The organism is Clostridia bacterium (assembly GCA_017405765.1).
Classification (GTDB): Bacteria; Bacillota; Clostridia; order Oscillospirales; family RGIG577; genus RGIG577.
Genome location: JAFQZS010000006.1, coordinates 1 through 25,556 on the forward strand (window position 1 = coordinate 1; position 25,556 = coordinate 25,556).

Sequence of the window (25,556 nt, forward strand, 5' to 3'; positions counted from 1 at the left end):
CCGCCGCCCTTGACATGCATTCCGTTCCCGCTTATACTGCAAGAAAGGGAGGCCGGAATAATCCGCCCTCCCGCAATATATTATTTTTGCTCTGTTTTACACCATGCTTCGGACTTTACACAAATTTTGGGACAGACCCCGGAACGCTGTTTATAGGTGAAAGCATAAAAATAGATGCGGGCAAATCAGCCCGCATTTATTTTTGCAATATCGTTTTTATAAACGCATATTTTTAAAGGTCGGCCTTCCAAAGTCCGTGAAGGTTGCAGTAAGCAAAAACAGCCAAGGGCTTTTCGCCGTTCAAAGCAAAGCTTGCGCAGGGTTTTGCTCCGGGATAAAGCTTTCTTCTTTGGCCGCCGTTTTCCGTCTGAACGTATACCCATTCTATAGAATGCTCCTCGCTCATGGGGTGGTCCACACTACCCACGTTTACGGTGAGGACGTCGCCTTCAAGCTTCGCAACAGGCACGTGCTTTTCGCCGGCAGCCTCGGTAGTATTGGGCACTACTTCGCTCATTTTTTCTCCGCAGCAGGTCATGGGCGCGCCGCTTGAAACGATCATTCCCGCAAAGTTGCCGCACTTCTTGCAGATAAAGAATTTTTGCACTTTCGACATAATATTTTCCCCTTTCGACTTTAAAGCGGTTGTTTTCTTACAATACCTCATTGGTTTTTATAATTATATCATGCGGCGATATATGTTGGCAAGCGTAAAAAACGCGGATAACGATGCGTTTTATGCGTTTTTTTGTAAACTCGGTCGTATTTGTGATACAATATCGTTTGTAAGCGGTAATAAAGGAGGGCGTAATGAAAAATATCGCATTTATAGGAACGGGCGTAATGGGCGGCCCCATGGCGATAAATCTTTTAAAGGCAGGTTATGGCGTAAGCGTATACACCAGAACGAAAAGCAAAGCAAAAGAGGCTGTCGCGGCAGGAGCCGTATGGAGCGAGGATATAGCCTCGTGCGTTGGGGCGGCAGAGGCTGTCATAACGATGGTAGGCTATCCAAAAGACGTTGAGGAGGTATATTTCGGAAAGAACGGCATACTTGAAAATGCAGCCAAGGGAGCTTATCTTATAGACATGACGACAACAAGCCCGCATCTTTCGCGCCGCATATACGACGAAGCGCGAAAAAGGGGGCTACATGCGATAGACGCGCCCGTGTCGGGCGGCGACATAGGCGCAAAGAACGCCGCACTGTCGATAATGGCCGGCGGAGATAAGGCCGATTTTGAGGCCTGCATGCCGATATTTAAGGCTTTGGGCAAGGCTGCGGTATATCAGGGATGCGCCGGAAGCGGACAGCATACGAAGATGGCAAATCAGATAGCGATAGCCGGAACGATAGCCGCCGTATGCGAGGCGATAACATACGCAAGATCGGCAGGCCTTTCGCCCGAGAACGTGCTTTCCTCAATAAGCGGCGGCGCGGCCGGCAGCTTTCAGATGACCAATATGGGGCCGAAAATGATCTCGGGCGATTTTGAGCCGGGCTTTTATATAAAGCACTTTATAAAGGACATGAAGATCGCCGTAAATGAATCGGAAGAAAACGGCGCCAAGCTTTATATACTTAAAAAAGTGCTGTCCATGTACGAAGAGCTTTCTAAAGAGGGCATGAATGAGCTAGGTACTCAGGCATTGATAAAATATTATGAGAAAAGGTGAGTTAAAATGGATTTAGAGTATTTTGTAAAGTATTTCAATGAGCACGACGGTTTTTCAAAACATAACGGGCTTAAGCTTCTTAGGATGGAGCCCGGCTATGCGGAAGCTGAGTTTACCGTTTCCGATGAGAATTTAAACTTTATGGGCACTATACACGGCGGAGTGCTGTTCGGTCTTGTGGATATAGTAGCGGGCAGCTCGCTTGCCGCATACGGTAAGCACTGCGTTACTCTTTCCTCAAATATAACGTATGTGGCCGCAGCAAAAAGCGGGCGTGTCGTTGCAACTTCAAAAGAAGTGAGCCACACGCGCCGCACAGCTACATACGATATCGAGGTAAAGGACGAAAACGGCAGGACGCTGTGTAAGGCCGTTACTACTATGTATATACCGAACAAACCTATAGAATTTGATAAGGACGGCAACATGGTTGCCATAAATTGACCGTATAACGCCTGCTTTTTTTCATAAGATAAGTCTTGAAAAGGAGCGTATGACATGGCTTATCTTACAGTCGTTTACGGAAACGATCCAAACGAGGGGATCTTTTCGGGGCTTTTAAGGCTTTTGGATGCTTTGGATCTCGGATATATCGCTTCGGATGCGCGCGGCGGGCTTTATCGCCGCGGGAAGGACGCAGATGTTTTTATCGCGGAAACATCGTGCAGGGAGGCGCTTTTTTCGGGAGGCGATATACTGATAGTTAAAAGAGACGTAAGAGCGCTTCCCAAAAGCAGCTTCGCATATGTTATACTGCCGGACGAACATACGCTTTTTATAAGCGCCGATACAGCAGGGCAAACGGTCATAAGCTGCGGCATAAATCATAAAAGCAGCGTCACCGTATCTTCAAACGCAGGCGCAAAGCTATGTATGTTCATACAAAGAAAGTTTACGCGTCTTAACGGGGATGTGATCTGTCAGCAGGAACTGCCGATATTAAAAAAGGAAAGAACGGCGCAATATGATGCGATGGCGTCGGCGCTTGCATGTATGCTTCTCGGAGGCGAATACGAGGATTTTAAAGACGTAAGGATATAAACGAGCTCTTTTATGCGATTTAGTGCGGGAGAGCTCGTTTTTTTTAAAAGTCTTGCGGGTCTGAGGTCTTTATTTCGCCGCTCAAGCGACGCCGCAGATCCAAAGGAGTTATTTTTTTACAATAATGTCCGCGAAATCAAATTCTATTATCTTTTTAAGCGTGTCGGCGCTCATTTCCACCTGATATCCTATTTTGCCGGCACTGAAGGTTATAGTATCAAGTTCGCGAGCGCTTTCGTGGAGAGTCGTCTTGAAAATTTTTTTCATGCCTATGGGCGAGCAGCCTCCGTGTATGTATCCCGTAAGAGGAAGAAGCTCCTTTTGCTTTATCATCTCTATCGATTTTTCGCCGACGGCGGCTGCCGCGCGTTTCAGATCAAGCTCTTCCAAAACAGGTATCACAAAAACATAGTTTTTCTTCGATTTTCCCACCGTTACAAGCGTTTTAAACACCAGGGCCGGATCTTTGCCCATAGCCGCGGCCGCCTCGGCGCCGCTTGTCGCACCCGTATTTACATATGTATGCGGGATATATTGTACGCCCGCCTTGTCAAGTATTCTCATTACATTCGTTTTATATTCCATAAATACGCTCCGTTTTTTCTTTATTATATAACTCGACGCATAAAAAAACAAATATTTTTAAAGACTTGTCGGACAGACAGTTTTTTAGGGGAAGCGCGCATATAAATGTAGCAATATTACGATATCGGAGGTATTTATGCTGACTTTTCAGATGCTTATTTACGCGCTTTACAACGCATGGTGTCTTATTCTTTATGTTACGGGGCAGAATATTTTTTCCCGTCCGCTTTCCGCCGCTGACGAACGGGAGTGCTTTAAAGCGATGAAAGACGGAGATCCTTGCGCCCGCGAAAAGCTTATAGAGCACAATCTCAGGCTTGTGGCGCATATTGTAAAAAAATATAATGCGCGCCCGCAGGAAAGCGAGGACCTTATATCTATAGGCACTATAGGTCTTATTAAGGCCGTTAATACTTTTGATGCGGATAAGGGATCGCGCTTTGCCACATACGCTTCGCGCTGCATAGACAATGAGATACTTATGCATTTAAGAAGCTCTAAGCGCCTGTCCTGCGAAGTTTCGCTTTATGAACCGATAGAGAGCGACTCCGACGGCAACGCGCTTGCGATAATGGACGTTTTAAAGACGGAGGATACGGTATCGGACGAGGTAGCTTTAAAAATACAGACGGAACGCCTTCTCGAATGTATAAACAGCGTATTGAATACGCGCGAACGAAAGATAATAAAATCGCGTTACGGGCTTTACGGCATGCGGCCGCTTACGCAGATGGAGGCGGCAGATCGCCTTGGCATATCGCGAAGCTACGTTTCGCGCATAGAGAAAAAGGCTTTGGAAAAGTTAAGAGACGCGCTTAAAAGCAAGTGAGAACAAAAACATTGTTAAAGATATATCAATATATGCATATCGATATGCATTTTTGGTTTCTTCAAATCGGCAGAAGCACAGATTATACTGAAAATACAAAGGGAAGAGTATACACGGAGGCAAGGCAGCTTTATAAACGCAGTAATTTATAATAACTTTTCAACAAAGCAAATAAAGCAAAGGAGATGTGTCAAATGTTAAAAGAAAGTTCGAGCCCCCGCGAGATGATCGACAGCATAGAAAAGCTTGACGCGGCTATTTTAAGAGTTAAGAACGCGCAAAAGATATTTTCGACATATTCGCAAAAAGACGTTGATAAAATATTCCTTGCGGCTGCAACTGCCGCAAACAAAGCGCGCATACCGCTTGCAAGGCTTGCTGCGGAAGAGACTAAGATGGGCGTAGTTGAGGACAAGGTGATAAAGAACCATTTTGCATCGGAATATATTTACAATGCGTACCGAAATGTAAAAACGTGCGGCACAGTAGAGGAGGACAAGACCTACGGCATTAAAAAGATTGCCGAGCCGGTGGGCGTTATAGCAGCCGTGATACCTACGACCAACCCCACATCTACGGCGATATTTAAGATACTCATAGCCTTGAAGACGCGAAACGCCATAATAATAAGCCCGCACCCCAAGGCAAGGCGCTGTACAGCCGAGACGGCGCGCCTTATGCTTGAAGCGGCGGTGGCGGCGGGCGCGCCCGAGGGCGTCATCGACTGGATAGACGTTCCGTCGGTGGAGCTTTCAAATATAGTTATGAAGTCTGCCGACGTCATTTTGGCAACGGGAGGTCCCGGCATGGTGAAGGCCGCATATTCGAGCGGCAAGCCAGCAATAGGCGTGGGCGCGGGCAATGTGCCGGCCGTAATAGACGACAGCGCAGATATAAAGCTTGCGGTGAACTCCGTTATACACTCGAAAACCTTTGACAACGGCATGATATGCGCATCCGAGCAGTCGGTTATAGTACTTCCCGCAGTTTATGAGGAGGTAAAGCGCGAATTTAAGAAAAGAGGCTGCCATATCCTTACTGAGGACGAGGCGGCGAAGGTAAGAAAAGCAATAATCGTAAACGGCGCCCTGAACGCAGGCATAGTAGGTAAAAGGGCGGCCGAAATCGCGGCCATGGCAGACGTAAAGGTGCCGGCCGAAACAAAGATAATAATAGGCGAGGTCGACAGCGTTGAAATGAGCGAGGAGTTTGCCCGCGAAAAGCTCTCTCCGGTGCTTGCCATGTATAAGGCAAAGGATTTCGACGATGCGATAAAAAAAGCCGAGCGCCTTGTCGAGGACGGCGGATACGGCCACACATCGGCAATATATATAAACGAGCAGGCAGAAAAGGAAAAGCTTGAAAAGTTCGAGGCTGCAATGAAGACGGGGCGTATAATCGTGAATACCCCGTCCTCTCAGGGAGCAATAGGCGACCTTTACAACTTTAAGCTTCTTCCGTCGCTTACGCTGGGCTGCGGGTCATGGGGAGGAAACAGCGTATCGGACAACGTGGGAATAAAACAGCTGTTGAATATAAAGACGGTTGCAAAAAGGAGAGAGAACATGCTGTGGTTCAGAGCGCCCGAAAAGGTATATATAAAGAAAGGATGCATGCCCCAAGCCCTGGCGGAGCTTAGGGACGTGCTATGCAAAAAGAAGGTATTCATAGTAACGGATAAGTTCTTATATGAGAACGGATATACGAAAGCTGTAGCCGACAAACTCGACGAAATGGGAATAAAGCATACGACGTTTTACGATGTTATGCCTGATCCTACGCTTGCCTGCGCAAAGGAGGGCGCGCGTAAAATGGCCGCATTCGCCCCCGACACGATAATAGCGGTAGGCGGCGGCAGCGCGATGGACGCGGCAAAAATAATGTGGGTGCTCTACGAGCATCCCGAGGCTGACTTTATGGATATGGCTATGCGTTTCGTCGATATAAGAAAGCGCATCTACACGTTTCCTAAAATGGGGCAAAAGGCGTACTTCATCGCAATACCGACGTCTGCGGGCACCGGCAGTGAGGTAACGCCGTTCGCAGTTATAACGGACGAGCAGACCGGCATAAAGTATCCCCTTGCCGACTACGAGCTTATGCCCAATATGGCCATAGTTGACGCGGATATGATGATGGATGCGCCAAAAGGACTTACGGCGGCGTCAGGCATAGACGCGGCAGTTCATGCTCTTGAGGCATATGCCGCAATGCTTGCGACGGATTATACCGACAATCTGGCGCTGGGCGCTTTAAAGCTTATATTTAAATATCTGCCGAGAGCTTACGAAAGCGGGCCCAATGACCCAAAGGCGCGCGAGAAGATGGCAAACGCCGCAAATATGGCCGGAATGGCGTTTGCAAATGCGTTCCTTGGCATATGCCACTCCATGGCGCATAAGCTGGGCGCGTTCCACCACCTGCCTCACGGCGTGGCAAACGCGCTGATGATAGACGAGGTAATGCGCTTTAACGCATCGGAATCACCGGTAAAGATGGGTACTTTTTCGCAGTATGACCATCCGCATACGCTTGCGCGCTACGCAGAGGTGGCAGATCACTTGGGCATTTGGGGCAAGGACAATGAAGAAAAGCTTGAAAACCTTATAGAGGCTATTTGCGAGCTGAAAGAAAAGGTCGGCATAAAAAAGACGATAAAGGATTACGGCATAGACGAAAAGACCTTCCTTTCAAGCCTTGACGAAATGGTCGAGCAGGCCTTCGATGATCAGTGCACCGGAGCAAATCCGCGCTATCCGCTTATGAGCGAGATAAAACAGATGTATCTAAACGCTTACTACGGAACACATGTAAAAGTTTAAAACGGTTTAAAAATGACAAAAGTCCTCCCGCGCGTTCGCGCGCGGGAGGACTTTTCGCCAAAAAACGATTTTTTTAAAATTTCCTCTTGTAATATTAAGATCCATGTGATAAAATGCTCTGGTGGTATTGTTAGGCAAGCCATGCCAAATACACACACCGCGTATGCCTTTGGTGACAGGGTAAATCTTACTGCGCGGTGGCGGTTTAACCGAAGGAGGAAAAATAATGGCAGTAGTATCTATGAAACAGCTTCTGGAGGCCGGCGTACATTTCGGTCATCAGACAAGAAGATGGAACCCGAAAATGGCGGAATACATCTTCACCGAAAGAAACGGCATCTACATCATCGACCTGCAGAAGACCGTAAAAAAGATCGAAGAAGCATACTTCTTCATCCGCGAAGTTGCGGCAAACGGCGGCGAAGTGCTTTTCGTCGGCACGAAAAAGCAGGCGCAGGAGTCCATTAAGGAAGAGGCCGAGAGAGTTGGCATGTATTATGTAAATGCCCGCTGGCTCGGCGGCATGCTCACAAACTTCAAGACGATAAAGAAGAGAATAGAGCGTCTTGATAAGTTAAAGAAGATGGAGCAGGAAGGCGTGTTTGACCTTCTGCCGAAGAAGGAAGTAGTTAAGCTTCGTCTTGAGGCTGAAAAGCTTGAAAAGTTCTTAGGCGGCATCAAGAATATGAAGAAGCTTCCCGGCGCTATATTCGTGGTAGATCCGAGAAAAGAGCGCATAGCTATTGCAGAAGCAAGAAAGCTCGGCATACCGATCGTTGCCATAGTTGACACGAACTGCGATCCCGACGAGGTAGACTACGTTATCCCCGGCAACGACGACGCTATACGCGCCGTAAAGCTTATGGCTTCCATCATTTCCAACGCGATACTTGAGGGCAGACAGGGCGAACAGTTTGACGACACCTCCGCAGAAGGCGAAGCGACACCTGCAGCAGAGACACCCGCAGAGGAAGCAAAAGAAGCTGAATAATTAAAAAAATAAGATATCTGAAATATAAGGAGGCAAATACGATGGCTGCATTTACAGCTAAAGACGTACAGGCTTTAAGAGAAAAGACAGGCGTAGGCATGATGGACTGCAAGAAGGCGCTTACCGCGTCTGACGGCGATATGGAGAAGGCTATTGAATTTTTAAGAGAGCGCGGACTTGCGGCAGCTGCAAAAAAGGCGTCTCGCATAGCAGCAGAGGGTATGGTAGACGCATACGTTACCGATAACGTAGGCGTACTCGTTGAGGTAAACTCCGAGACCGACTTCGTTGCAAAGAACCAGAGCTTCAAGGATTATGTTGCAGGCGTTGCAAAGGTAATAGCAGAGAACGACCCCGCTGACGTTGCAGCTCTGCTTACCATGAAGTATGACGATTCTCTTACCGTTGAAGAGATGCTCCGCGAAAAGATATTGACGATAGGCGAGAACTTAAATATCCGCCGTTTCGAGCGCTACACCGGCAAGAATATAACTTATATCCACGGCGGCGGCAAAATAGGCGTTATGGTAAACTTTGAGGTTGACGACGCCGTTGCAAAGAACGAAGAGTTCATCACTATGGGCAAGGACGTTGCAATGCAGATAGCCGCTCTCAATCCGACCTTCCTCTCGAAGGAGACCGTTCCCGCAAACGTTATCGAGAAGGAGAAGGAGATAAATCTTGCAGCTCTTAAAAACGACCCGAAGAACTCCAAGAAGCCTGAGAACATTCTCGTTAAGATAGTTGAAGGCAAAATGGGCAAGTACTTCGAGCAGACCTGTCTTATGCAGCAGCCGTTCGTAAAGAACGGCGACCAGACTGTCGCTCAGTATGTTGCAGAGGTAGAGAAGAAGCTCGGCACGAAGATCTCGATAGTTAAATTTGCTCGTCTTGAAAAGGGCGAAGGCCTCCAGAAGCGTGAAGACAACTTCGCAGAAGAAGTAGCCGGAATGGTGAAATAATAAAGCGTAAGAAAAAAGCCGCATCGAAAACACGATGCGGCTTTTAAAGTTATACAGGTATCATAGTCGCCGTCATTTTTGCGATAAGCTTTCCGCTTTCCGAGTCGCTTACGTCGGCCTCGGTCACAATAAGCCTGCGCCCCGATTTTATTACGCGGCCGACAGCCTTGATGTTTTGGGCCGAGGCGGGGCGGAGCAGATTTATTTTAAATTCCGCGCTGAAGATATCGACCCCGCCGGGCACAACAGTATACGCGCTGTAACCGCAGGCCGTATCGGCCAGCGCAGTGATAACGCCCGCGTGTATGACGCCGCTCCGCTGAGTAAGATCGTCGCGCTTTTTGAGCGTTATGGCCACGCATCCCTCTTCAACGCTTTCTATCCTTGCGCCTATAAGTTTTAAGAATCCCTGTGTGTCAAAACTTTCTTGTACTCTTTTATAAAGCGCCTCGTTCATCTTTTATTCTCCTTGCACTTGCTTTTTCTAAAAGATATGACATAAAAACGGCGATTTGTCAACAAAAGGTGAGAAAAAGGGAGAAAATATGCTCTTTTATAAAAAACTTAACAAATTATTTGGAAATGAGAGGCGAATATATGATATACTATTTATTCAGAATAAAACGACAGGAGAGTTATTGATTGGCGTATCTGAAAAGTTTGGAGCTTTCGGGATTTAAGTCTTTTCCCGATAAAGTGAATATTGCTTTTACGGACGGGATATGCGCCATAGTCGGCCCCAACGGCAGCGGAAAGAGCAACATATGCGATGCGATACGCTGGGTCTTCGGAGAGCAGTCTGCAAAAACGCTCAGGGGCGACAGAATGGAAGACGTTATCTTCGGCGGTACGCAAACAAGAAGACCTACAGGATTTGCCGAGGTAACGCTGACGCTTGATAATTCGTCGGGTATCTTCAATTCGGATTATTCGGAGCTTTCGGTTACGCGCCGGTACTTTCGCTCGGGCGAAAGCGAATATTTCATAAACCGCGCCCAGGTGCGTCTTAAAGACGTTCACGAGCTTTTCATGGATACGGGACTGGGGCGAGACGGGTATTCGATAATAGGACAGGGACGCATAGCGGAGATACTTTCGCAGAAAAGTTTTGACCGTCGTCAGATATTTGAGGAGGCGGCCGGAATATCGAAGTATCGCTATAAAAAGCTTGAAAGCGAAAAGAAGCTTAGATCCACACAGGAAAATCTGGAACGCCTTTCTGATATTATCGTGCTTTTATCCGAACGTGAAAAAACGCTTGAAGTCCAGTCGAAAAAGGCGAGGGAGTATCTTTCGCTGCGCGAAAGCTTAAGAAAGTTCGAGGTCACGCTGTTTATTCGCTCCTATGAGAGCGCAAAACAAGAAAACATAAGGCTTACGGAGCGCACAGCCGATTTAAAAGCAGAGCTTTCAGAGAAGAGAGACATACAAAACGACGTTGAATCACGACTTGAAAGCATGACCGGGCGCATACGGGAGACCGATATAGAGATAAATACAAAACGCACCTTTTTGCAGGAGCAAAGGCTGAAGCTTCAAAAAACGCAGAGCGACGCCGCCGTAATGGAAGATGAAGTCAAACGAAATCTTTCCGATATAGACCGGCTTTTATTAAAGAGCGGCGCAAAACAGCAGACGCTTTTATCGAACGAAGCGCTTATAAACGAAACGAGGACTCAGATAGATACGCTGATAAGCGAGCATGAAGCGTTAAGAGAACGGCTTGATGCAATAGATAAAGAATGTGAAAAGAAAAGGGCGGACGAACAAAACAAGCAAACCGAGATATATGCGCTTCGACGCGAAACAGACGAGATAAAGACGCAGATCGCTTCGCTTAGAGAAAAGATATCGTCGCTTGCGTCGGCTGTAAGCATAAGACGCTCACAACAAAGCGGCAGGGATCAAAGCGTGCTCTCGCTAAAAAATAAGGCTGACGAGCTGCGCGCGGGCCTCATCAAGAACACCCAGGAAGAAAAGACGCTTTCTAAAGAGCTTTCAGAGAAGATAACGCTTTATGAGAATGAACGGGCACTTGGGAAAAAGCTTTCGAATGAGCTTTCGGCGGATAGGGCGCGTATGAACGATCTTGAGAGGATAAATGCGGCGGCACACGCGAGACTTAATATGCTTTCTGAGCTTAAACGCGAGCTTGAAGGCTTTTTGGGCAGCGTTAAGTTCGTAATACATAGTAAGCAGGCGGGCAGACTTTCAGGCGTCGAAGGAACGGTGGCAGACTTGTTTGCCGTTCGGGAGAGATACGCAGCTGCCGTTGAAACTGCGCTGGGAGCCGCCGTGCAAAACATCGTAGTAAGCGACGAGGAAGAGGCGAAAGCGGCCATAAAGCTTTTAAAAGAGACGAAAAGCGGACGCGCCACGTTTTTGCCGTTAAGCGCCGTAAGGGGTCAAAGATACGGATTTGAAGCGCTTTCCCACCATAAGGGTTTTATTTCATGCGCTTTTGACGCTGTGAAATGCGATAAGAAATATGAGGGCATATTCCTTTATCTTTTGGGGCGCACCGCTCTTTTTGAGGATTTGGACAGCGCCGTTTCGGCGGCAAAAGCTACCGGCTATAAAACGCGAATAGTAACGCTTGACGGTCAGCTTATAAACGCCGGAGGAAGTCTTACGGGAGGCAGCCTTTCGAAAACCGCCGGCATAGTCACGCGCGCGTCTCAGATGGCGCGCCTAAAAGACGAATGCGCCGAGAATGAAAAGACAATAAAAAGCCTGAAACAGGCTTCGGATGAAAAAAATGCTCATATAGAGGAGCATAAAAAACGTGAAGAAACACTTGAGGCCGAGGTGCGCGCCATACAGGAAGCCCTTTCTCAAAAAAAGAGCGAAGGCGAGTTTTTAAGACGCAGTATCATGGATACACAGACGGCGCACAATGAGGCAATAAGCGAACGCGCCGACGCATCGAGTCTTATGAAGACGGATGAGGAGGCGAAAGCGGAGCTTGAAAAAGAGCTTGACGCTTGCTTAATAAAGCTTGCTTCGGCAAACGAGATCCTCTTTTCAAAAGAGACCCGTCATAAGGCGCTCTTACAGGCAGTAAGAGACGCCGAGACAGAGCTTTCGGAGGCAAAGCTTTCTTTAGAGATGAAAAAGAAAGATATGGACGTCTCAAAAGCGCGCCTTATATCGTATGAACAAAAGGGCGGCGAGATAGGCAACGAAAGCGCCGCATTGGAGGACGAAGCAAAGGGTCTGGCCGCTAAAAATGAAGAGCTTAAAATCAGGATAACCGAGTCAAATGCGGAATCTCGGCGGATAACGAACGAGCTTAACGAAGGCGAGAACAGTCTGAATGCGATGATAGCCGAGAAAATACAGCTTGACAAATCATACGAATCGCTTATAAGAGAGCAAAGGGAGACGGCAAAGCATACTGGCGAGCTTGAACGCGAGCTTGTAAGGCTTGAAACTAAGCTTGAGACCGAGAAGGCACGCATCGAGGAAGCGGCAGGAAAGCTCTGGGAAGCTTATGAGCTTACGCCTGCTGCGGCGGGCGCGTATGTCCTTTCGGAAGACGAGGTGTCAAACGCGCAAGCTCAGTCTCTCGCTTCCGATTTGAAGCGTAAAATACACGCGCTCGGAAGCATTAACGCCGACGCCATAGACGAATATGATGAGGTAAAAGAAAAGCTTGATTTTTTAAAGCTTCAGACAGAGGACCTTATAAAGGCAAAAAACAGTCTTGAAAATATAGTATCTGGGCTAACAAGGCGCATGAGGGAGATCTTTTCGGAGCAGTTTAGGATAATAAACAAAAACTTTTCTGCGACTTTCAGTGAGCTTTTCGGAGGCGGACGCGCGTGGCTGGAACTTGAAGATGAAAACGACGTCTTAAATTGCGGTATAGAGATACACGTTCAGCCGCCCGGAAAGAATGTAAAAAGCATATCGCTGCTTTCCGGCGGCGAGCAGGCGTTCACGGCGATAGCCGTGCTGTTCGCAATGCTTAAAATACGTCCCGCGCCGTTCTGCGTTCTTGACGAGGTGGAAGCCGCGCTGGACGAGGTAAACGTAGTAAGATTCGGACGTTATATCGAATCGTTTAAGGATAAAACTCAATTTGTAGTTATAACGCACAGACGCGGCACGATGGAATTTGCCGATATGCTTTACGGAGTAACTATGCAGGAAAAGGGCGTTTCCAAGCTCATTTCCATAAACGTGCGCGACGCTGCAAAGCAGATGAATATTATACGGTAAGGAGCAGGGGTTTTATGTCATTCTTTAAAAAGCTTGCAGAAGGACTGAAAAAAACAAAAAAGTCACTTTTCGGATCGCTGGGCAATGTGGCCCGCGGATTTTCAAAGGTGGACGACGAGCTGTTCGACGAGTTTGAAGAAACGCTCATCATGGCCGACGTGGGAGTGAACACTTCGCTTGAGATAATGGACAGACTGAGAGATAAGGTGAAGGAAGAAAAGATAAAGGAGCCGATGGAGGCCGTTGAGGCCTTAAAAACGATAATGGCAGGTATGATAGACGACGAAGACAGCGCGCTTAAAACGAATACCAAGCCGTCGGTCATACTTGTTATAGGCGTAAACGGCGTAGGAAAAACCACTTCTATCGCAAAAATAGCCCATTATTTAAAGGGACAGGGCAAAAAGGTCGTTTTGGGAGCGGCCGACACGTTCCGCGCGGCGGCGATCGACCAGCTTATGATATGGGCCGATCGCGTCGGAGTTGACATAATCAAGCAGAGCGAGGGCGCAGATCCCGCCTCCGTCGTGTTCGATACGATAGCGGCGGCAAAATCGCGCGGAGCCGACGTTATAATCTGTGATACTGCGGGCAGACTTCATAACAAAAAGAATCTTATGAACGAGCTTGAGAAGATATCGCGCGTAATAGCGCGCGAGCTTCCCGACGCCGATAAAGAGGTTTTGCTGGTGCTCGACGCGACGACGGGGCAGAACGCCTTAAACCAGGCGAAGGAGTTCAAGGCGGCAGCCGAAATAACGGGCATAGTGCTTACAAAGCTCGACGGCACAGCAAAGGGCGGCATAATCTTTGCCGTTAAGAACGAGCTTTCGGTGCCTGTAAAGTTCATAGGCGTAGGCGAGGGCATGGACGATATGCAGCCGTTTGACGGAAAACAGTTCGTGGACGCGATATTCTCAAAGGACGACGAACAGGAGGAAGCCTCAGAGGAGGATACAATATGAAAATAATTGCCGCAACAAACAACAAGGGCAAGCTTATGGAGATCGAGGAGATAACAAAAGATCTTAAATTTTACGTATCATCTCTTTCAAACGAGGGCATAAAGGTGGATTTTGAGGAGACGGGCGCAACGTTTGAACAAAACGCTCTTATAAAGGCGCGCACTGTTTACAAGATCTCGCACACGCCTGTTTTGTCAGATGATTCCGGCCTTGAGGTGGACGCGCTTTTCGGGGCGCCAGGAGTCTATACGTCGCGCTATGCAAAAGAAGGCGCAACTGACGACGAAAACATATCAAAGCTGCTTTTTGCCATGAAGGAAGTCAAAAAAGAGGAAAAACGCACGGCGCGTTTTGTTTGCGCGCTTGCATATATTGACGAAAACGGAGACGAGCATGTGTACAGAGGCGAATGCGAAGGCCTGATAACCTTTGAAAAAAGGGGAAAAGACGGCATGGGATACGACCCCGTATTCTATTATCCGCCGTATAAAATGACGTTCGCCGAGTGCAGTCATGAGATGAAAAATGCAGTAAGCCACCGCAGCGCGGCGCTTAAAAAGTTTTTCGAGGATATAAAAATAAAGTAACGGGGAGAGATAAGAGACTTTGCTTACGAGTAAACAAAGAGCATATCTTCGCAGTCTTGCGAACGGTATAGATACTATATTTCAGGTGGGAAAATCGGATATAAAGGACACGCTTATAAAGCAGACGGACGATGCGCTGGAGGCGCGCGAACTTATAAAGATAAGAGTACTTGAAACGTCGGGACTTTCGGCAAGAGAGGCTGCAGAGGAGCTTGCGACAGCCGTGGGAGCCGAGGTGGTTGCCGTGATAGGCAGCCGCATGATACTGTACAGAGAGTCCGTAAAGAACAAGAAGATCGTGCTTTAACATTTTGGAGAATTGTTTTATGCAGAAGGGACTTAATACCGTAATATTGGGAGGCACGTTCAATCCGATACATAACGGTCACATTCATGCGGTGCGAGAGGTGATGGAGCGCCTTTCGCCGGACGCGGCAGTGCTTATGCCGGCAGGCATACCGCCGCATAAAAGAGTTGAAAACGAAAAGGAACTGAGACGCCACAGATATGAAATGACAAAGCTTGCCGTAATGGACGAGCCGCGTTTTTTCGTGAGCGATATCGAGCTTAAGAACGAGGGGATAAGCTATACCGTGGATACGCTCGACACATTTATAAAGCTTTATGCCCCGAAAAGTCTTTCATTGATTTTAGGAACGGATATGTTTTTAAGCTTTGAAAAGTGGAAAAGTTATGATAAAATATTAAATATGTGCGGTCTTATAGTGCTTCCCCGTTTTAAGGGCGGCATTTTAGAGATAGAACAAAAGCGCGACGGTGAATTTTCAAAATGGCGCAAGCGCATACAGGTGATCGATGCACAAGTGATAGAAATATCGTCGACAAAGATAAGAGAAACGGTACGCGCCGGCGGAAGTATAGACGAATTTGTACCAAAGCGGGTAGCGCAGTACATATATGATAATAAATTATACCGTTAGATCATGAAACACTAAAGCGGTCTGCCGTCGTTTCGGCAGACAGGCGCATGGCGGAGGTGTGTCGTATGGATTATGACAGCATTAAACATATCGTATCTTTGGAACTCAGCGAAAAACGGTTCAGGCATTCGCTCGGCGTGGCGGATACGGCGGTAAAGCTTGCCCGCAAATGCGGCTGGGACGAAGACGAGGCAAGACTTGCCGGTATACTGCACGATATAACAAAGGAACTTCCGCCTGCCAAACAAATGGAGCTTGTACGCGAGTATGACATAATGCTGGACGACGACGAAAAGGACACGCCGAAGCTTTGGCATGCGATAACGGCGCCCCCGCTTCTTTTGGAACGCTTCGGCGTATCTAAGGACGTTGCGCGCGCAGTGCGCTATCATACTACGGGAAGAGCCGATATGAGCCTTTTGGAAAAGATAATATATCTTGCCGATTATGTGGAGCCGATGCGCGATTTTGACGGAGTAGAAGAGCTAAGAAAGCTTGCGTTTGAGGATATAGACGAGGCAATGAAGCTCGCGCTTAAAATGTCGGCAGAGGAAGTAAGGCGAAACGGCAAAAAAGTACATAAAAATACGCTGGAAGCCATTGAATTTATGGAGAAACAGGGCTCATAGGAGATATCCTATTTTCATATAACAAACAGGAGGAAAAAAGATGCCCCCTAGAAACAGAACTGCTGCAAGAGACAAGAGACGCCATGCGCGAAAGCGCGTGACGGCGGTGTTCAACGTCATAATAGTGCTGGCAATAGTCATTTCCGCCATAGCGGCGATATCCGCAGGCAGGGGACTTAATATAACAACGCCCGAAGGACCCGTTCAGGTCGACGAAGGCGATCCCGCGCGCATATCGATAGACGATGCAAGCGCGAACAGAAAGCCGGGCGTATATAATATACTTGTATACGGGCGCGACAAGGTAGCAATGAACTCTGATACGATAATGGTCGTCAACCTTGACGCTACGTCGGGAAAGATAAACATACTGCATGTGCCGAGAGATACGGTATATCTTGACGATAACAACCGCCAGCATAAGATAAACTACGTTTATGCGACAAAAGGACGAGAGGGCCTGATAGCGGAGCTGCAGCAGCTTTTGGGCATACATATAGATAAGTATGTAAGCATAACTACGGACGCTTTCAGGGAAGTCGTAGACACGATAGGCGGCGTGGAGGTCGACGTACAGCAGGACATGCAGTATGAGGACCCGTATCAGGATCTCGTTATCGACATAAAGGCAGGCAGACAGGTGCTTAACGGTGAAAAGGCCGAAGGCTTCGTGCGCTTCCGCTCCGGATATGCCGATGCGGACCTGGGCAGGATAAAGGCGCAGAAGCAGTTTATCGCGGCGTTTATAAAGACAATGCTGAAGCCGTCGAACATAGTAAACGTATCGGATATCGCACAGATCGCGTTCGATCAGATAGACACGGATCTTGAGCGCGGCGAGTTCCTTTATCTTGCGCTTCAGTGCGCGACGATAGGCCTTGACGACGCTACGTTCTATACGATACCCGGCGAGAATTACGGCGCTAACTTTGCGATGTACCGTGATGAGGCCGCCGCGCTTATGAACGATTGCTTTAACGTATATACTACGCCGATAGAGTCGGATGATCTTGAAACGCTTGACTTTAAGCATCAGCTTCCGGAATCGGTAACGGATTATCAGGGCACCACGGCGCAGCAGTATGAAAATGAAACGGCGAGCGTAAGCTACGACGATTACAACGCCGGGTACGAGGATTCCTATATTGAAGGCTATGATTATGATGAGGATTATGAATAATAATATTGCGACGGCAACGTATTTTAATTATAATAAGGAGGTTATTTTATGAGTACGGCTCCGCTTGATATTTTAAAGTGTGCGCTTAATGTACTGGAAGCAAAAAAGGCAGACGAGATAGTTGCAATAGAGGTAACTAACGTAACGATAATTGCCGACTATTTTCTCATATGCTCGGCAAACAGCTCCACTCAGCTTAAGGCGCTTTATGAGGAGCTTGAATTTAAGTTAAAGCAGCAGGATATAGTTCCGATACACATCGAAGGGTCGCGCGAGGGCGGCTGGATAGTTTTAGACTACGGCTCGGTTATCGTGCATATATTCGAGCGTGAGCAGCGTGATTTTTACGATCTGGAGCGCCTGTGGGCCGACGGCGAAAAGATGGACATATCGGGTCTTATAGAAAAAAAGGACGCTTGAACCTCGGGATAAACCCGAAGGAAACGGTTCATTCGGGAAACATATGACGGAAGGTGCGAAAAAACTTATGAATTATGATTTTAAAACCATTGAAAAAAAGTGGCAAAAAAAATGGCTCAGCGAAGGCACTTTTTTCGCTGAGACAAATTCAAAAAAGCCGAAATACTATGTATTGATAGAGTTCCCATATCCGTCGGGAATGGGACTTCACGTAGGCCATCCGCGTTCCTACACTGCGCTCGACATCGTGGCAAGAAAGCGCAGGCTTGAGGGCTACAATGTGCTCTATCCCATAGGATGGGACGCTTTCGGCTTGCCTACCGAAAATTTTGCAATAAAGAATAAGATACATCCGAAAAAGGTAACGCACGACAATATCGCGCGCTTCAGAAATCAGCTTCAGTCGCTCGGCCTTTCGTTCGACTGGTCGAGAGAAGTGGACACTACCGATCCCGAATATTATAAGTGGACGCAGTGGATATTCTTAAAGATGTTCGAGCGCGGACTTGCCTATAAAAAAGAGATGAGCGTGAACTTCTGCACTTCCTGCAAAGTCGTGCTTGCCAATGAGGAAGTTATAAACGGTACGTGCGAACGCTGCCACAGCGAGGTAATACGCGCTCAGAAGAGCCAGTGGATGCTTAAAATAACTGAGTATGCACAGCGCCTTTTGGACGATCTCGACGAGGTGGATTATATAGAGCGAGTAAAAACGCAGCAGCGCAACTGGATAGGCCGTTCGACCGGCGCGGAAGTAAAATTCGCAACATCCGCCGGCGACACGCTGCTTATATATACAACGCGCCCCGATACGCTTTTCGGAGCTACGTATATGGTAATCTCGCCCGAGCATCCGTATATCGAAAAATGGAGCGATAAGCTTACGAATATAGAAGAGATACACGCATATCAGAGAGAAGCCTCGAAAAAATCCGACTTTGAGAGAAGCGAAGTGGCAAAGGAAAAGACGGGCGTAAAGCTTGAAGGCGTTACGGCTGTAAATCCCGTGAACGGCAAAGAGATACCGATATTCGTATCCGACTACGTGCTCATGTCCTACGGTACGGGCGCTATAATGGCTGTTCCCGCGCACGACGAGCGCGACTACGATTTCGCAAAGGCGTTCGACCTTCCGATAATCGAAGTCGTGGCAGGCGGCGACGTTACAAAGGAAGCGTATGTCGATATCGCAAACGGCGTGATGATAAACTCGGGCTTCCTTGACGGACTTAAGGTACAGGACGCGATAAAGACGATAATTGACTGGCTCCACGAGAAAAACCTGGGCGAGCCAAAGGTAAACTTCAAATTAAGAGACTGGGTATTCTCGCGCCAGCGCTACTGGGGAGAGCCGATACCGATAGTAAAGTGTGAAAAATGCGGATATGTGGCAATTCCCGAAAGCGAGCTCCCGCTCAGACTGCCCGAAGTGGAGTCCTACGAACAGACAGATACGGGCGAGTCGCCGCTTTCGCTTATGACCGATTGGGTAAATACGACTTGTCCGCACTGCGGCGGCCCTGCAAAGCGCGAGACCGACACCATGCCCCAGTGGGCTGGTTCGTCGTGGTACTTCCTGCGCTATATGGATCCGCACAATCACGAGGCTCTTGCCGGAAAAGACGCGCTTACTTACTGGAACAGCGTAGACTGGTACAACGGCGGCATGGAGCATACTACGCTTCACCTGCTCTATTCGCGTTTCTGGCACAAGTTCCTTTATGATATCGGCGTAGTTCCTACGAAGGAGCCGTATAAGAAGCGCACCTCGCACGGTATGATCTTGGGCGAGGACGGCGAAAAGATGTCAAAGTCGCGCGGCAACGTGGTAAATCCCGACGATATAATAAACGAATACGGCGCAGACACCATGCGTCTTTACGAGATGTTCATGGGAGATTTTGAAAAGGCTGCTCCGTGGTCGAGCCAGTCCATACGCGGATGCAAGAGATTTTTGGACCGTGTATTCGGCCTTTACGAGATGCTTTCGAACGAAGAAGGTTATTCGGCCGAGCTTGAATCAGTGATGCACAAGGCGATAAAGAAGGTATCTAACGATATAGAGATACTGAAGTTCAACACGGCTATCGCAGCGCTCATGTCGCTTTTAAACGATATTTATGCGAAAAAGAAGATAACCCGCGGCGAGATGCGGACGTTCCTTACGCTTTTGAATCCTTTTGCGCCTCACATAACGGAGGAGCTTTGGAGCATGGCGGGCTTCGAGGGCATGATAGCCGAGCAGTCGTGGCCCGAGTTCGACGAGCAGAAGACCGTAGACGAGAGCATAGAGATAGCCGTTCAGGTAAACGGAAAGCTTCGCGGCACGATAAAACTGCCGATAGATTCGACGCAGGAGAACGCGCTTGCCCTTGCGTATCAGAACGAGGCGGTGAAGACCGCCGTTGAGGGCAAGAAGATCGTAAAGGAAATATATGTAAAGAATAAGATCGTAAACATCGTTGCAAAATAGCATATGATGTTTTGAGAATTTGTCTTGACATAGAGATGCAGTTTCGGTATAATACAATGTATAATGTAATGTACCGCTTTAGCAATACATTACAGGCGTGAATGCGGAGGGGGTGTAATAACATGTCGGAAATAAGAGTAAAAGAGAATGAGTCTCTGGACAGTGCGCTTCGCAGATTCAAACGCCAGTGTGCGAAATCGGGAGTTCTTTCCGAGCTTCGTAAAAGAGAACATTATGAAAAGCCCAGCGTAAAACGCAAGAAGAAGTCCGAAGCGGCAAGAAAGAGAAAGTATAAGTAAACCTTTTACTTACGACAAAAAAAGCCCGTGCCTTATGCACGGGCTTTTTTACTATGTATAAGCGTTTTTGCCTGTGCTGCGCTTTAATATTAAAAAACACGCGAGAATTTATAAAAGCAAAGCTTTTAAGTATCAAATCGCCTCCGGCGGGAAAAATAAGCGCGTATAAAACATGTCGGAGGTAAATATATGGAACGAAAAAGGATAAGGACGATATCTATCGTCGCGGCGGCGTTTGCCGTTTTGCTGGGAGCTTTTATATACCAGTTGGCGCTTGCGCAGACGTACAGAAATTATATAGTAAATCAGAACGCGCGTTCGTTTTACGATCTTATGGATTCGGTGAGAACGATAGATTCAAGTCTCGAAAAGGGCATACACAGCTCGTCCGACGCCGAGCTTATCGCGTATTCGTCGGAGATATGGCGAGAGTCGGGCGGGGCGCAGGCAAATCTGTCATCCTTGCCGCTTTCGGGCGAACAGACACAAAAGGTCTCAAAATTCCTGTCGCAGACAGGCGATTACGCCTATATGCTTTCAAAAAAAGCGGCAGCCCATGAAGAGATAACAAAGGAGGAACAGGAAACGCTTGAACGCCTTTCCTCATACAGCAAAGCGCTGTTCGCTTCGCTGTCGGATATGGAGAACAGGGTAAGTCACGGGGAGCTTTCACTTATGAAGACAAAGCTTCTCGGCGGATTTGAGAGCGGCGATATCGAGCTCAGCGAGGCGTGCGAGCCTGTCGTGGAGCAGTTCGCGGACTATCCGACGCTTATATATGACGGGCCGTTTTCGGATCATCTTATGGACAGCGTTTCCGTTATGCTGGAGTCTGCGCCGGAGGTATCCGAGGACGACGCAAGGGCGGCAGCCGCGCGGGCAATGGGCGCAGATGTATCAGAGACGGAATACTGCGGCACAAGCGAGGGGAATATACCCGCATATTGCTTTAAGGTCTCTAAGGACGGCGCGGCAGTAAGCGCCGATATAACGAAAAGCGGCGGATATGTACTGTATGTATTAAACAGCCGCACGCCGGGCGAGGCTGTTTTATCGCCCGATGAGGCGCTTGAATACGCAAAGGCGTATCTTGCGGATCTGGGATTTACCGATATGAAACCAAGCTACTATATGAGCGATGCGGGCGTGTTTACCGCAAACTTTGCATGGGAGCGCGGAGATATAGTATATTACCGCGACCTTATAAAGGTGAGCGTCGCGCTTGACACGGGCGAGATAATGGGGGCGGACTTTACGGGCTATATAAAAAATCACGATGAAAGCAGGGAGACTCTTTCGCCGTCTCTTTCGGAGGCCGAGGCGCGCGCGAGGCTGAGCGAAAGGCTTACGCCGCAGTCGCATGGGCTTTCTGTGATCCCGACTGATTACGGCACAGAAGTGTTCTGCCATGAATTTTTATGCGCGAACTCCGACGGCCGAAGATATCTTGTGTATATTAACGACGAAACGGGAGAGCAGCAAAAAATATTCATGCTAATTGAATCTCCGAACGGCGTCCTTACGATATAAGCTAAAGCAACAAAACGAATGATCAGCCGTTTTCCTGCTTTAAAGAGGCGGGGAGACGGCTTTTTTAATTTCGCCGCACGCCAAAATACGGGCAATAATCTTGACATAGACTAAAAAAATGTATAAAATTAAAAAGTATAATGCTATTGATGTACCGATATACTCTATAGATATTATAAATCATGCCGATTTTGTCATTTTTACTGTTTTGAAAATATTTTTAACAGAAAGGAAGGTGTTTTGCAATTACAACACTGCATTTGGTAATAGCCATTGTTGTCACGGCGGCAGTTTTCGCGCTGGTGTTTTTTCACGTCGGTTCTTCGTACAGGAAAAAGACGGCGGAGGCTGAGATTGGAAGCGCCGAGGCAGAGGCGAAAAGGCTTATCAACGACGCAATAAAATCGTCGGAAAATAAAAAACGCGAGATGCTGGTGGAAGCCAAGGAAGAAACTCATCAGATAAAGCTCGAGCTTGAAAAAGAATTGAAGGAACGCAGAAGCGAACTGCAAAAACAGGAAAGAAGGATCATGCAAAAAGAGGAGTCCCTCGACAAAAAGATGGACAGCCTCGACAGAAAGAACGAAGTTCTTTCAAAAAAGATCCACGAAGCAGAGACAGAAAAAGAAGAAATCGACAACATAAAAAAACAGCAGATGTCGGAGCTTGAAAGGATTTCCGGCATAACTGCCGAAGAGGCAAAGGAATATCTTCTTCATAATATCGAATCTGAGGTGCGCCATGAGGCGGCCATGAAGATAAAGGACATTGAGACGAGACTCAAGGAAGAGGCCGACAGCCGCGCCCGCGATATTTTATCTACGGCGATCCAAAGATGCGCGGCTGATCATGCTTCTGAGGTTACTGTATCGGTAGTACCCTTGCCCAACGATGAAATGAAGGGCAGAATTATAGGCAGAGAAGGCAGAAACATAAGAGCGCTTGAAACGCTGACCGGAGTAGACCTTATAATAGACGACACGCCGGAGACGATAACAGTTTCAAGCTTTGACCCGATACGCAGGGAGATCGCAAGACTGTCGCTTGAAAAGCTAATATTCGACGGCAGGATACATCCCGCGCGCATCGAGGAAATGGTGGAAAAGGCGCGCAGAGAAGTTGACACCGTTATAAAGCAGGAAGGCGAGCGCGCGATCTTTGAGACAGGCATACACGGCATACATCCGGCGCTTATAAAGATACTGGGACGACTCAGATACCGCACAAGTTACGGACAGAACGTGCTCAACCACTCCATAGAGGTTTCGCATCTTGCAGGCCTTATCGCCGCAGAGATCGGAGCCGACGTTACCGTAGCAAAAAGAGCGGGACTTCTTCATGATATAGGCAAGGCAGTCGATCATGAGATGGAGGGTTCTCACGTAACGCTTGGCGTAGATCTTGCCAAAAAGTATAAGGAGCACGCAGATATCGTCCATGCGATACATTCGCATCACGGCGATATAGAGCCGCAGACGGTCGTTGCCTGCATAGTACAGGCGGCAGACGCCATATCGGCTGCAAGACCGGGAGCAAGACGTGAAAATCTTGAAAATTACATAAAGCGTCTTGAACGTCTCGAGGAGCTTACAAACAGCTTTGACGGAGTTGAAAAATCATTTGCGATACAGGCCGGACGCGAGGTGCGCGTAGTTGTAAAGCCTGAATCGATAAACGACGACGATATGATAATCTTAGCGCGAGACATCGCAAAGAAGATCGAAAGCGAGCTTGAGTATCTCGGACAGATAAAGATAAACATAATACGTGAAACTCGCGTCGTTGATTATGCAAAATAAGTGAAGAAAGAGCATGAAGGTAAAACAAAACTTCATGCTCTTTTGATTTTTTTGTTTTTTTAATTGCAGTTTTAATATATAATAATATCAAGGTGATGATATGTTTAATATACTTGCGGTAGGCGATGTTGTAGGAAGCAGGGGGTGCGAGTTTCTGGACGCGCATCTTCGCGCCGTTAAGCGTTTTTACAAAGCCGACCTTACGATAGTGAACGGCGAGAACTCCGCGCCGGGAAACGGCATTACGAAAAAGTCGGCCGAAAGCCTGTTTTTGGCGGGTGCGGATATAATAACTACGGGCAATCACGTTTTCGCGCGTCAGGAAAGCTACGATTATCTTGACGAGGCGCCGTACGTGGTGCGCCCCGCCAATTATCATAAGGACTGCCCCGGAAAGGGAGCGGCAGTATGGGACGCGGGCAGATTTACGGTAATGGTTGCAAATCTTGCAGGCACTGTATTTATGGAAAGCCTCGACAATCCGTTCCTTACGGCGGACAGACTTTTAAAGGAATACACCGACTGCCGCATAAAGGTCATAGACTTCCATGCGGAGACGACGAGCGAAAAATGCGCTATGGCGTATTATCTCGACGGCAGGGCAAGCGTGCTTTTCGGCACGCATACGCACGTACAGACGAACGACGAATGCATATACCCCGGCGGACTGGGATATATAACCGATGTGGGCATGACGGGCGCGCAGTTTTCCGCGCTTGGCGTGGATCCCGCTCCTGTCGTGGATAAATTCATATATAAGATGCCGCGCAAATTCGTGACGTCGGAGAATCCGATAGTAATGGATATCGCCGTATTCGGCGTTGACGAGGCGACGGGAAAGACGGTTGAGGTGCTAAAGGAGCGCATAAGGTGACGCGGGATCTCGGAGGTCAAAATGAGATTGGACGGATTTGGATTGTTGGTCAACGATATGGCGAAGATGATACGCTTTTACAGAGACGTTCTCGGCTTTGAGATAAAGGAAAGCGAGGACGCGTCGAACGTATATCTCGTAAAAGACGGGACATTGTTTCTTTTATTCGGCAGAAAAGATTTTGAAAAGATGACGAATAAAAGGTACGAATACGTAAAAGGATTAAACGGGCATTTTGAGATCGCACTTTACGTCGATACGTTTGACGAGGTGGACGCTGCGTTCAAAAAGGCAGTGGAAAGCGGAGCTTCGCCCGTTCTTGAGCCTGTTCTTGAACCGTGGGGACAGAGAACTTGCTATATCGCAGACCCGGAAGGCAACCTGATAGAGATAGGCTCGTGGAATAAACCTTATGAGAAAAAGGATCTCTAAGCCGATATATAATAGGCGCCGGCTATGATCGTGAGGAGAAAAGTATGAAAAAAGCGCTGCTTATCGTCGGTATCATAATTATTATTGCAGGCGTTTTATCCCTGCTTTTTGCAGGACTGAATTTATTCGGATATTACAGCGTGCTTGACGGCTCGTCGGAGCTTTACGCCCGCCTTCATCAGCGGTCGATCATTTTTGCGGTCATCGGCATAGCTTTGGCGGTCATCGGCGCGGTGTGTCTAAGGATTCGTAAAAGAAAATAGGAGCGTTATTTTAAACTTTAGTATATAAGTGCA

The 25,556-nt window shown here is 47.9% G+C and carries 25 protein-coding genes; 22 read left to right on the forward strand and 3 right to left on the reverse strand.

What is annotated here, in order from left to right:
• Window positions 1-232 precede the first annotated feature (232 nt).
• Complete coding sequence (locus tag IJG50_01475) at window positions 233-616, reverse strand: desulfoferrodoxin (GenBank protein ID MBQ3378516.1); 384 nt, start codon at window positions 614-616, stop codon at window positions 233-235.
• Window positions 617-810: 194 nt separating this feature from the next.
• Here IJG50_01475 and IJG50_01480 point away from each other — a divergent pair, with 194 nt between their 5' ends.
• From IJG50_01480 to IJG50_01490, 3 genes are read left to right on the forward strand one after another with little or no spacing between them, the layout of a single operon-like run.
• Entirely contained in the window at window positions 811-1,677 is an 867-nt protein-coding gene (locus IJG50_01480) for an NAD(P)-dependent oxidoreductase (GenBank protein MBQ3378517.1), read from the forward strand.
• A gap of 6 nt (window positions 1,678-1,683) precedes the next feature.
• A complete protein-coding gene (locus IJG50_01485) occupies window positions 1,684-2,121 on the forward strand; it encodes a PaaI family thioesterase (protein MBQ3378518.1) in 438 nt (145 codons plus the stop codon).
• 54 nt (window positions 2,122-2,175) lie between these two features.
• Complete coding sequence (locus IJG50_01490) at window positions 2,176-2,718, forward strand: hypothetical protein (protein ID MBQ3378519.1); 543 nt, start codon at window positions 2,176-2,178, stop codon at window positions 2,716-2,718.
• 108 nt (window positions 2,719-2,826) lie between these two features.
• Here IJG50_01490 and ybaK read toward each other — a convergent pair whose 3' ends face one another.
• On the reverse strand, window positions 2,827-3,303 hold the full coding sequence (gene ybaK / locus IJG50_01495) for a Cys-tRNA(Pro) deacylase (protein MBQ3378520.1): 477 nt from the start codon (window positions 3,301-3,303) through the stop codon (window positions 2,827-2,829).
• A 136-nt stretch (window positions 3,304-3,439) separates the two neighbouring features.
• Here ybaK and sigK point away from each other — a divergent pair, with 136 nt between their 5' ends.
• The 4 genes from sigK (at window position 3,440) to IJG50_01515 (ending at window position 8,907) form a co-directional block, all read left to right on the forward strand.
• The gene (sigK, locus tag IJG50_01500) at window positions 3,440-4,132 is read left to right on the forward strand and encodes an RNA polymerase sporulation sigma factor SigK (protein MBQ3378521.1); all 693 of its coding nucleotides are present in this window, start codon (window positions 3,440-3,442) and stop codon (window positions 4,130-4,132) included.
• A 194-nt stretch (window positions 4,133-4,326) separates the two neighbouring features.
• Complete coding sequence (gene adhE, locus IJG50_01505) at window positions 4,327-6,954, forward strand: bifunctional acetaldehyde-CoA/alcohol dehydrogenase (protein MBQ3378522.1); 2,628 nt, start codon at window positions 4,327-4,329, stop codon at window positions 6,952-6,954.
• Window positions 6,955-7,180: 226 nt separating this feature from the next.
• Window positions 7,181-7,945 (forward strand): 30S ribosomal protein S2, encoded by a 765-nt coding sequence (gene rpsB, locus IJG50_01510; GenBank protein ID MBQ3378523.1) that lies wholly within the window; start codon window positions 7,181-7,183, stop codon window positions 7,943-7,945.
• A gap of 41 nt (window positions 7,946-7,986) precedes the next feature.
• A complete protein-coding gene (locus IJG50_01515) occupies window positions 7,987-8,907 on the forward strand; it encodes an elongation factor Ts (GenBank protein ID MBQ3378524.1) in 921 nt (306 codons plus the stop codon).
• Window positions 8,908-8,956: 49 nt separating this feature from the next.
• Here IJG50_01515 and IJG50_01520 read toward each other — a convergent pair whose 3' ends face one another.
• Entirely contained in the window at window positions 8,957-9,364 is a 408-nt protein-coding gene (locus IJG50_01520) for a PaaI family thioesterase (GenBank protein MBQ3378525.1), read from the reverse strand.
• 185 nt (window positions 9,365-9,549) lie between these two features.
• Between IJG50_01520 and smc the strand changes: the two genes are divergently transcribed.
• The 15 genes from smc to IJG50_01595 all read left to right on the forward strand — a co-directional run bounded on the left by smc (window position 9,550) and on the right by IJG50_01595 (window position 25,523).
• Complete coding sequence (gene smc / locus IJG50_01525; GenBank protein ID MBQ3378526.1) at window positions 9,550-13,131, forward strand: chromosome segregation protein SMC; 3,582 nt, start codon at window positions 9,550-9,552, stop codon at window positions 13,129-13,131.
• A gap of 14 nt (window positions 13,132-13,145) precedes the next feature.
• A complete protein-coding gene (gene ftsY, locus IJG50_01530; GenBank protein ID MBQ3378527.1) occupies window positions 13,146-14,096 on the forward strand; it encodes a signal recognition particle-docking protein FtsY in 951 nt (316 codons plus the stop codon).
• Entirely contained in the window at window positions 14,093-14,683 is a 591-nt protein-coding gene (gene rdgB / locus IJG50_01535; protein ID MBQ3378528.1) for an RdgB/HAM1 family non-canonical purine NTP pyrophosphatase, read from the forward strand. Before ftsY ends, rdgB begins: the two co-directional genes overlap by 4 nt.
• A gap of 19 nt (window positions 14,684-14,702) precedes the next feature.
• Window positions 14,703-14,990: a YhbY family RNA-binding protein gene (locus tag IJG50_01540; GenBank protein ID MBQ3378529.1), complete on the forward strand. Its 288-nt coding sequence runs from the start codon at window positions 14,703-14,705 to the stop codon at window positions 14,988-14,990.
• A gap of 19 nt (window positions 14,991-15,009) precedes the next feature.
• Window positions 15,010-15,624 carry a nicotinate (nicotinamide) nucleotide adenylyltransferase gene (nadD, locus tag IJG50_01545; protein MBQ3378530.1) on the forward strand — a complete coding sequence of 205 codons (615 nt, stop codon included), beginning with the start codon at window positions 15,010-15,012 and terminating at the stop codon, window positions 15,622-15,624.
• 65 nt (window positions 15,625-15,689) lie between these two features.
• Complete coding sequence (yqeK, locus tag IJG50_01550) at window positions 15,690-16,253, forward strand: bis(5'-nucleosyl)-tetraphosphatase (symmetrical) YqeK (GenBank protein ID MBQ3378531.1); 564 nt, start codon at window positions 15,690-15,692, stop codon at window positions 16,251-16,253.
• Between the two features lie 40 nt (window positions 16,254-16,293).
• The gene (locus IJG50_01555) at window positions 16,294-17,433 is read left to right on the forward strand and encodes an LCP family protein (protein ID MBQ3378532.1); all 1,140 of its coding nucleotides are present in this window, start codon (window positions 16,294-16,296) and stop codon (window positions 17,431-17,433) included.
• A 48-nt stretch (window positions 17,434-17,481) separates the two neighbouring features.
• A complete protein-coding gene (rsfS, locus tag IJG50_01560) occupies window positions 17,482-17,853 on the forward strand; it encodes a ribosome silencing factor (GenBank protein MBQ3378533.1) in 372 nt (123 codons plus the stop codon).
• 67 nt (window positions 17,854-17,920) lie between these two features.
• Window positions 17,921-20,326, forward strand: a complete 2,406-nt coding sequence (locus tag IJG50_01565; GenBank protein ID MBQ3378534.1) for a leucine--tRNA ligase — start codon at window positions 17,921-17,923, stop codon at window positions 20,324-20,326.
• 122 nt (window positions 20,327-20,448) lie between these two features.
• Window positions 20,449-20,625 (forward strand): 30S ribosomal protein S21, encoded by a 177-nt coding sequence (locus IJG50_01570; protein MBQ3378535.1) that lies wholly within the window; start codon window positions 20,449-20,451, stop codon window positions 20,623-20,625.
• A gap of 189 nt (window positions 20,626-20,814) precedes the next feature.
• Window positions 20,815-22,155 carry a germination protein YpeB gene (ypeB, locus tag IJG50_01575; GenBank protein ID MBQ3378536.1) on the forward strand — a complete coding sequence of 447 codons (1,341 nt, stop codon included), beginning with the start codon at window positions 20,815-20,817 and terminating at the stop codon, window positions 22,153-22,155.
• A 254-nt stretch (window positions 22,156-22,409) separates the two neighbouring features.
• Window positions 22,410-23,954: a ribonuclease Y gene (rny, locus tag IJG50_01580; GenBank protein ID MBQ3378537.1), complete on the forward strand. Its 1,545-nt coding sequence runs from the start codon at window positions 22,410-22,412 to the stop codon at window positions 23,952-23,954.
• 100 nt (window positions 23,955-24,054) lie between these two features.
• Window positions 24,055-24,828 carry a YmdB family metallophosphoesterase gene (locus tag IJG50_01585; GenBank protein MBQ3378538.1) on the forward strand — a complete coding sequence of 258 codons (774 nt, stop codon included), beginning with the start codon at window positions 24,055-24,057 and terminating at the stop codon, window positions 24,826-24,828.
• Window positions 24,829-24,849: 21 nt separating this feature from the next.
• The gene (locus tag IJG50_01590; GenBank protein ID MBQ3378539.1) at window positions 24,850-25,260 is read left to right on the forward strand and encodes a VOC family protein; all 411 of its coding nucleotides are present in this window, start codon (window positions 24,850-24,852) and stop codon (window positions 25,258-25,260) included.
• A gap of 44 nt (window positions 25,261-25,304) precedes the next feature.
• Window positions 25,305-25,523: a hypothetical protein gene (locus IJG50_01595; protein MBQ3378540.1), complete on the forward strand. Its 219-nt coding sequence runs from the start codon at window positions 25,305-25,307 to the stop codon at window positions 25,521-25,523.
• Window positions 25,524-25,556: the final 33 nt, after the last annotated feature.

Excerpts from the sequence above, each read along its gene's own strand:
- adhE (MBQ3378522.1), top strand. The coding sequence starts at position 4,327 with ATGTTAAAAGAAAGTTCGAGCCCCCGCGAGATGATCGACAGCATAGAA.
- IJG50_01590 (MBQ3378539.1), top strand. The coding sequence starts at position 24,850 with ATGAGATTGGACGGATTTGGATTGTTGGTCAACGATATGGCGAAGATG.
- yqeK (MBQ3378531.1), top strand. The coding sequence starts at position 15,690 with ATGGATTATGACAGCATTAAACATATCGTATCTTTGGAACTCAGCGAA.
- IJG50_01585 (MBQ3378538.1), top strand. The coding sequence starts at position 24,055 with ATGTTTAATATACTTGCGGTAGGCGATGTTGTAGGAAGCAGGGGGTGC.
- rpsB (MBQ3378523.1), top strand. The coding sequence starts at position 7,181 with ATGGCAGTAGTATCTATGAAACAGCTTCTGGAGGCCGGCGTACATTTC.
- IJG50_01565 (MBQ3378534.1), top strand. The coding sequence starts at position 17,921 with ATGAATTATGATTTTAAAACCATTGAAAAAAAGTGGCAAAAAAAATGG.
- sigK (MBQ3378521.1), top strand. The coding sequence starts at position 3,440 with ATGCTGACTTTTCAGATGCTTATTTACGCGCTTTACAACGCATGGTGT.
- IJG50_01485 (MBQ3378518.1), top strand. The coding sequence starts at position 1,684 with ATGGATTTAGAGTATTTTGTAAAGTATTTCAATGAGCACGACGGTTTT.
- IJG50_01555 (MBQ3378532.1), top strand. The coding sequence starts at position 16,294 with ATGCCCCCTAGAAACAGAACTGCTGCAAGAGACAAGAGACGCCATGCG.
- rsfS (MBQ3378533.1), top strand. The coding sequence starts at position 17,482 with ATGAGTACGGCTCCGCTTGATATTTTAAAGTGTGCGCTTAATGTACTG.
- IJG50_01515 (MBQ3378524.1), top strand. The coding sequence starts at position 7,987 with ATGGCTGCATTTACAGCTAAAGACGTACAGGCTTTAAGAGAAAAGACA.
- IJG50_01595 (MBQ3378540.1), top strand. The coding sequence starts at position 25,305 with ATGAAAAAAGCGCTGCTTATCGTCGGTATCATAATTATTATTGCAGGC.
- IJG50_01570 (MBQ3378535.1), top strand. The coding sequence starts at position 20,449 with ATGTCGGAAATAAGAGTAAAAGAGAATGAGTCTCTGGACAGTGCGCTT.
- ypeB (MBQ3378536.1), top strand. The coding sequence starts at position 20,815 with ATGGAACGAAAAAGGATAAGGACGATATCTATCGTCGCGGCGGCGTTT.
- IJG50_01520 (MBQ3378525.1), bottom strand. The coding sequence starts at position 9,364 with ATGAACGAGGCGCTTTATAAAAGAGTACAAGAAAGTTTTGACACACAG.
- ybaK (MBQ3378520.1), bottom strand. The coding sequence starts at position 3,303 with ATGGAATATAAAACGAATGTAATGAGAATACTTGACAAGGCGGGCGTA.
- IJG50_01475 (MBQ3378516.1), bottom strand. The coding sequence starts at position 616 with ATGTCGAAAGTGCAAAAATTCTTTATCTGCAAGAAGTGCGGCAACTTT.
- nadD (MBQ3378530.1), top strand. The coding sequence starts at position 15,010 with ATGCAGAAGGGACTTAATACCGTAATATTGGGAGGCACGTTCAATCCG.
- IJG50_01490 (MBQ3378519.1), top strand. The coding sequence starts at position 2,176 with ATGGCTTATCTTACAGTCGTTTACGGAAACGATCCAAACGAGGGGATC.
- ftsY (MBQ3378527.1), top strand. The coding sequence starts at position 13,146 with ATGTCATTCTTTAAAAAGCTTGCAGAAGGACTGAAAAAAACAAAAAAG.
- rdgB (MBQ3378528.1), top strand. The coding sequence starts at position 14,093 with ATGAAAATAATTGCCGCAACAAACAACAAGGGCAAGCTTATGGAGATC.
- IJG50_01480 (MBQ3378517.1), top strand. The coding sequence starts at position 811 with ATGAAAAATATCGCATTTATAGGAACGGGCGTAATGGGCGGCCCCATG.